General features: G+C 67.3%; 8 protein-coding genes. 7 read left to right on the top strand and 1 reads right to left on the bottom strand.

Annotated elements, in window-relative coordinates:
• The coding region (locus tag VF631_RS03315; RefSeq protein WP_431848849.1) for an NUDIX domain-containing protein at nucleotides 1-477 on the top strand (477 nt) is incomplete at its 5' end.
• The gene (locus VF631_RS03320; protein ID WP_431848850.1) at nucleotides 471-875 is read left to right on the top strand and encodes a VOC family protein; all 405 of its coding nucleotides are present in this window, start codon (nucleotides 471-473) and stop codon (nucleotides 873-875) included. The genes VF631_RS03315 and VF631_RS03320, both read left to right, overlap by 7 nt.
• On the opposite strand, the gene VF631_RS03325 is transcribed toward VF631_RS03320, so the two are convergent.
• Complete coding sequence (locus tag VF631_RS03325; protein WP_431848851.1) at nucleotides 836-1,465, bottom strand: YdeI/OmpD-associated family protein; 630 nt, start codon at nucleotides 1,463-1,465, stop codon at nucleotides 836-838. The genes VF631_RS03320 and VF631_RS03325 overlap by 40 nt on opposite strands.
• Nucleotides 1,466-1,592: 127 nt before the next feature.
• Here VF631_RS03325 and VF631_RS03330 point away from each other — a divergent pair, with 127 nt between their 5' ends.
• From VF631_RS03330 to bfr, 5 genes are all read left to right on the top strand, one after another.
• The gene (locus tag VF631_RS03330) at nucleotides 1,593-2,075 is read left to right on the top strand and encodes a DUF1801 domain-containing protein (RefSeq protein ID WP_431848852.1); all 483 of its coding nucleotides are present in this window, start codon (nucleotides 1,593-1,595) and stop codon (nucleotides 2,073-2,075) included.
• 9 nt (nucleotides 2,076-2,084) lie between these two features.
• Nucleotides 2,085-2,603, top strand: a complete 519-nt coding sequence (locus VF631_RS03335) for a GNAT family N-acetyltransferase (protein WP_431848853.1) — start codon at nucleotides 2,085-2,087, stop codon at nucleotides 2,601-2,603.
• Between the two features lie 121 nt (nucleotides 2,604-2,724).
• Nucleotides 2,725-3,609 (top strand): hypothetical protein, encoded by an 885-nt coding sequence (locus VF631_RS03340; RefSeq protein ID WP_431848854.1) that lies wholly within the window; start codon nucleotides 2,725-2,727, stop codon nucleotides 3,607-3,609.
• A gap of 103 nt (nucleotides 3,610-3,712) precedes the next feature.
• Nucleotides 3,713-3,883: a (2Fe-2S)-binding protein gene (locus VF631_RS03345; protein WP_431848855.1), complete on the top strand. Its 171-nt coding sequence runs from the start codon at nucleotides 3,713-3,715 to the stop codon at nucleotides 3,881-3,883.
• Between the two features lie 97 nt (nucleotides 3,884-3,980).
• A partial coding sequence (bfr, locus tag VF631_RS03350) for a bacterioferritin (RefSeq protein WP_431848856.1) occupies nucleotides 3,981-4,237 on the top strand: 257 nt, incomplete at its 3' end.

A 4,237-nucleotide genomic window follows, 5' to 3' on the forward strand; every position in this document is an offset into this window, starting at 1 on the left:
CTATCGTCGCAGCGCGTGAACCCGCTGCTCAACCTCCTTTACCGGCTCCAGCGACTGCTTTGGCGCCTGTTCCGGCCGCGGACGCGGGGGGTGAAGGTGATGCTGTTCAACCATGCCGGCGAGATCGTGCTGATCCGCAACAGCTACGGCCGCAGCGATCTCTTCCTGCTGCCGGGCGGCGGCATCCGGCCGTTCGAGACGCCGGCGGCCGCGGCCGCGCGGGAAGTGAAGGAGGAGCTGGGCTGCGGCGTCGCGGACCTCGCCTTCGTCGCCACCTACTTCTCGACCGCCCAGGGCAAGCGCGACACCATCCACCTGTTCCGCGCCCGTGCCGTCGGGCCGGCGCGCGCCGACGGGGTTGAGGTGGCCGAGGCGCGCTACTTTCCCCTGGACCGCCTCCCGCCCAACACCTCGCCCGCGACCGCCCGCCGCCTGGCCGAGCATCGCGGCGCCAGCCAGGCCAGCGCCGCGTGGTGACGCAATCCCTCGCCCACATCGCCCTCATCGTCCGCGACTATGACGAGGCCATCGCCTGGTTCACGGAGAAGCTCGGCTTCACGCTCGTCGCCGACCAGTATCAGCCCGAGCAGGACAAACGCTGGGTCCTCGTCGCGCCGCCCGGCGGTGGCGACAATGCCGCCACCCTCCTCCTCGCCCGCGCCGCCACGCCGGAGCAGGAGGCCTTCATCGGCAACCAAGCGGGCGGGCGCGTCTTCCTGTTTCTGCGCACCGACGATTTCTGGCGCGACTACCGCGATCTCACCGCCAAAGGCGTCCACTTCGTCCGCCCTCCCGCCGAGCAGCCGTACGGAACCGTGGCCGTGTTCGCGGACCTCTACGGCAACCTCTGGGACTTGATCGGCCCGGCCGCGTAGACTGTCTCGCCGCGCTCCAGCTTCTCGACCCACTTGCCAATCGCCGCCTCCCGCTTGGCCGGGTCGCGCACGTCGTGCAGCCGGTAGAGGATCGCGTAGCGGTTCGCTCCATTCAGCGTCGCGAAGAAGGCGGCCGCCTCGGGACGGGCTTCGAGCGCCTCCTGGAGATCCGCCGGCACCTCGATCCGGCTGCTGGGCGGGTAGGCGGCATCCCAGCGCCCGTCCGCCTTGGCCGCCTCGATCTCGCGCATGCCGGGCGGCCGCACCCGCCCCTCCGCTATCAGCGCCTCGGCGCGCTCGACATTGATCAGCGACCATTTCGATTTCTTCCGTCGGGGCGTGAAGCGGAGCAGGTAGAATTGTCCATCGAAGCTGTTGATCAGCCCGTCGATCCAGCCGAAGCACAGCCCCGCATCCACCGCCTCCTGCCGGCTTACCGAGACCACGCCGCTCTCTTTCTTGGCGAGCTTCAGCCAGATGCCGTTATGGTCACCGGCCGTTTGCGGCTGGGTCTGCTCTTCCAGCCACTCCTCCAGCCCATCCCGGCTTTCGAACGACATGATCGGCAGCCCGCCCCGTTCCTCGCTCATCCGCGCCTCCTGCCTGCTCCGGCCGAACCTGCCGGATCGGCGAGAGCTTTCCTACAGCGTTGTCGATGACCTTCCAGCGCGGGCCCGGATCACCTAACCAATGGCAAAGCAGCAAAGGAGCGGCGCGTTGAACGAACAAATGGCGGAAAGCCCTTCCCGATTGATCGACGCCAAGATCGCCTCGATCGGCGACTGGCGAGGCGAGCGGCTCGCCCGCATGCGCGCGCTGATCCGGGAGGCCGACTCCGGAATCGTCGAGGCGGTGAAATGGCGCAAGCCCACCAATCCGTCCGGCGTTCCCGTCTGGGAGCACCACGGCATCGTCTGCACCGGCGAGACCTACAAGGGCTACGTCAAGCTGACCTTTGCAAAGGGGGCGTTGCTCCCGGACCCGGCGAGTCTGTTCAACGGCAGCATGGGCGGCAACACCATGCGTGCGATCGACATCCGCGAGGACGCCGCGATCGACGATGACGCGTTCAAGGCGCTCGTCCGGGCCGCCGTGGCTCTCAACGCCTCGCAAGCCGCCGCCCGCCCCGCCGCCCGCGCCCGCAAGACTTCGGAGAGCAAGAAGGCTGCCCAACCCGGTCCAGGGCCGCAGCGGCGCTAGTCTCTCCGGGTGGACTCACCCTACCGCTTCCGACCCGCCGCCCGCGCCGACTTGCCGATGCTGCTGCGCTGGCGGGCGGAGCCTGAGGTGCTCCTCTGGTGGGGCGCGTGGCAGCATCCCGAGGCCGAGTTCGAGGCCCACCTGGCCGATCCCGCCATGGCGTTGTGGATCATCGAGCATGTCGCGCCCGGCCGACAGCCGCGCCCGTTCGCTTTTGCGCAGGATTATGCTTGCCACGCCTGGGACCCGCATCCCTTTTCGCACCTGCCGCCGGGCTCACGCGGCGTGGACCAGTATATCGGCGAGCCCGACATGCTGGACCGCGGCCACGGCAGCGCCCTTCTGCGCGAGCAATGCGACCGTTTGTTCGCGAAGGGCGCGCCCGCGATCGGCACCGATCCGCACCCGGACAACACCCGCGCGATCCGCGCCTACGAGAAGGCCGGCTTCGCCCTCGTCAGCGGGCCGGTCGAGACACGGTGGGGCCGAGCGCTCCTGATGGAGCGCTGGGCCGATCGACCCCGGTAGGTCGATGAAATTAGAAAGGCACGCGCGTCACGCCGGGGGGCTGCGACACAGCGCCTTTGTCGCCCTCCCGGTCCATGATATTCAGATGCTTGCTCGCCACAAATCGGGCCGGAGAAACTCGATGACTGCTTTCCTGCGTGCCTGCCTCACCGGCGCTGCACTTGCCTTGGCCAGCATGGCGCCTGCCCAAGAGACGCCCTCGAGCGAGCCGCCGGAGATCGTCGTCACCGGGCGGGAGGGGTTCGACCGCCAGGTCCGCGATTTCGTCGGCGCGCTGACGCACGCACCGGGGCAGGGGCAGCTTGCTCGCTTCGAGCAGGCGGTGTGCCCGGTCGCCGCCGGCCTTTCGCCGTCGCAGAAAGAAGCGGTCGAGAAGCGGATCAGGCGCGTGGCCGAAGGCGTGGGCATGAAGGCCGGGGCCCAGGGCTGCTCCCCGAACATCCTCGTCGCGCTCGTCCCTGACAAGCGGGACTTCATCAAAGCGCTCATGCGCAAACAGCCCAGCCTGTTCAACAACATGGCGCCCGTTCAGGTCCGGCGGCTCACGCGCGCGCCCGGGCCTGTCGCGGCATGGCAGCTGAAAGGCTTGCGCCGAGCCGACGGCTTAGAGCTGCTGGAGGACAGCGCTTTCGACATGTACATCAATCAGGCGCCGGGGTTGGGCTCCAGGATAACCGAGACCGCGCGCCCCCATTTCACGGCCGCGGTGGTGGTCGTTGAGTTGGACGCGGTGCAGGGGCTGACCACCACCCAACTGGCCGATTACACCGCCATGCGCACCTTTGCCCGCACCGACCCGTCTCGCTTGCCGAAATCCGCCTCCTCGATCCTGAATGCGGTGGGCGCGCCGGCCGGCGTGGCGGTGCCGATCACATTGACCAGTTGGGATCTGGGCTTCCTTCGTGCGCTCTATACCAGCCCCGATAATCTGAAGGCCAGCTTGCGACGCACCGACATGCGCCGGATCCTCACGAAGGAGCTGGAGCGGTCCGGCGAAAATGAATGACCTTGAGCCAAGAGAGCTCAACCTCCTGAGCCCAAGGCAGCGATTGGCTATTGCGAGGCATTCGCATTAGCGCTATGACCTCTGTGCGGGACGGGAGAACGTCATGGTCGTGTGCGTCTGCAATGCCATCCGTGAGTGCGAGGTCCGCAAGGCGGCACGCGAAGGCGCGCGTTGCCCGGCAAGCGCGTACCGCGCGGTTGGTCGCAAGCCGCGCTGCGGCCAATGCTTTTCATTCGCACGCGAGATCATCACCGCCGAAGCTGCGACTGCCTAGCAAGAGCAGGCTTATTTTCCGCAGATTTCCGCGCCATTCCGGGTTCCGTTTCGCCCTGGTCTCGACTATCTACGCCGCCTGAAACAGGAGGCTGGGAATGAAGGGCGATCCGCGGGTCAACGAGCTGCTGAACGAAGCGCTCAGGAATGAACTGACCGCCGTCAACCAATATTGGATGCACTACCGGCTGCTCGAACATTGGGGGGTGCAGCGGCTCGCCGACCATGAGCGGCACGAGTCGATCGATGAGATGAAGCATGCCGACCGGCTGTCGGAGCGGATACTTTTCCTGGACGGCCTGCCGAATTTCCAGATGCTCGGCCGCCTGCGGATCGGCGAGAATGTCGAGGAGGT

Source organism: Allosphingosinicella sp., from assembly GCF_036387615.1.
Taxonomy (GTDB): domain Bacteria; phylum Pseudomonadota; class Alphaproteobacteria; order Sphingomonadales; family Sphingomonadaceae; genus Allosphingosinicella.

What these genes read in the sequence shown, in the direction of transcription:
- VF631_RS03345 (WP_431848855.1), top strand. Translation starts at nt 3,713, where the DNA reads ATGGTCGTGTGCGTCTGCAATGCCATCCGTGAGTGCGAGGTCCGCAAG.
- VF631_RS03340 (WP_431848854.1), top strand. Translation starts at nt 2,725, where the DNA reads ATGACTGCTTTCCTGCGTGCCTGCCTCACCGGCGCTGCACTTGCCTTG.
- VF631_RS03325 (WP_431848851.1), bottom strand. Translation starts at nt 1,465, where the DNA reads ATGAGCGAGGAACGGGGCGGGCTGCCGATCATGTCGTTCGAAAGCCGG.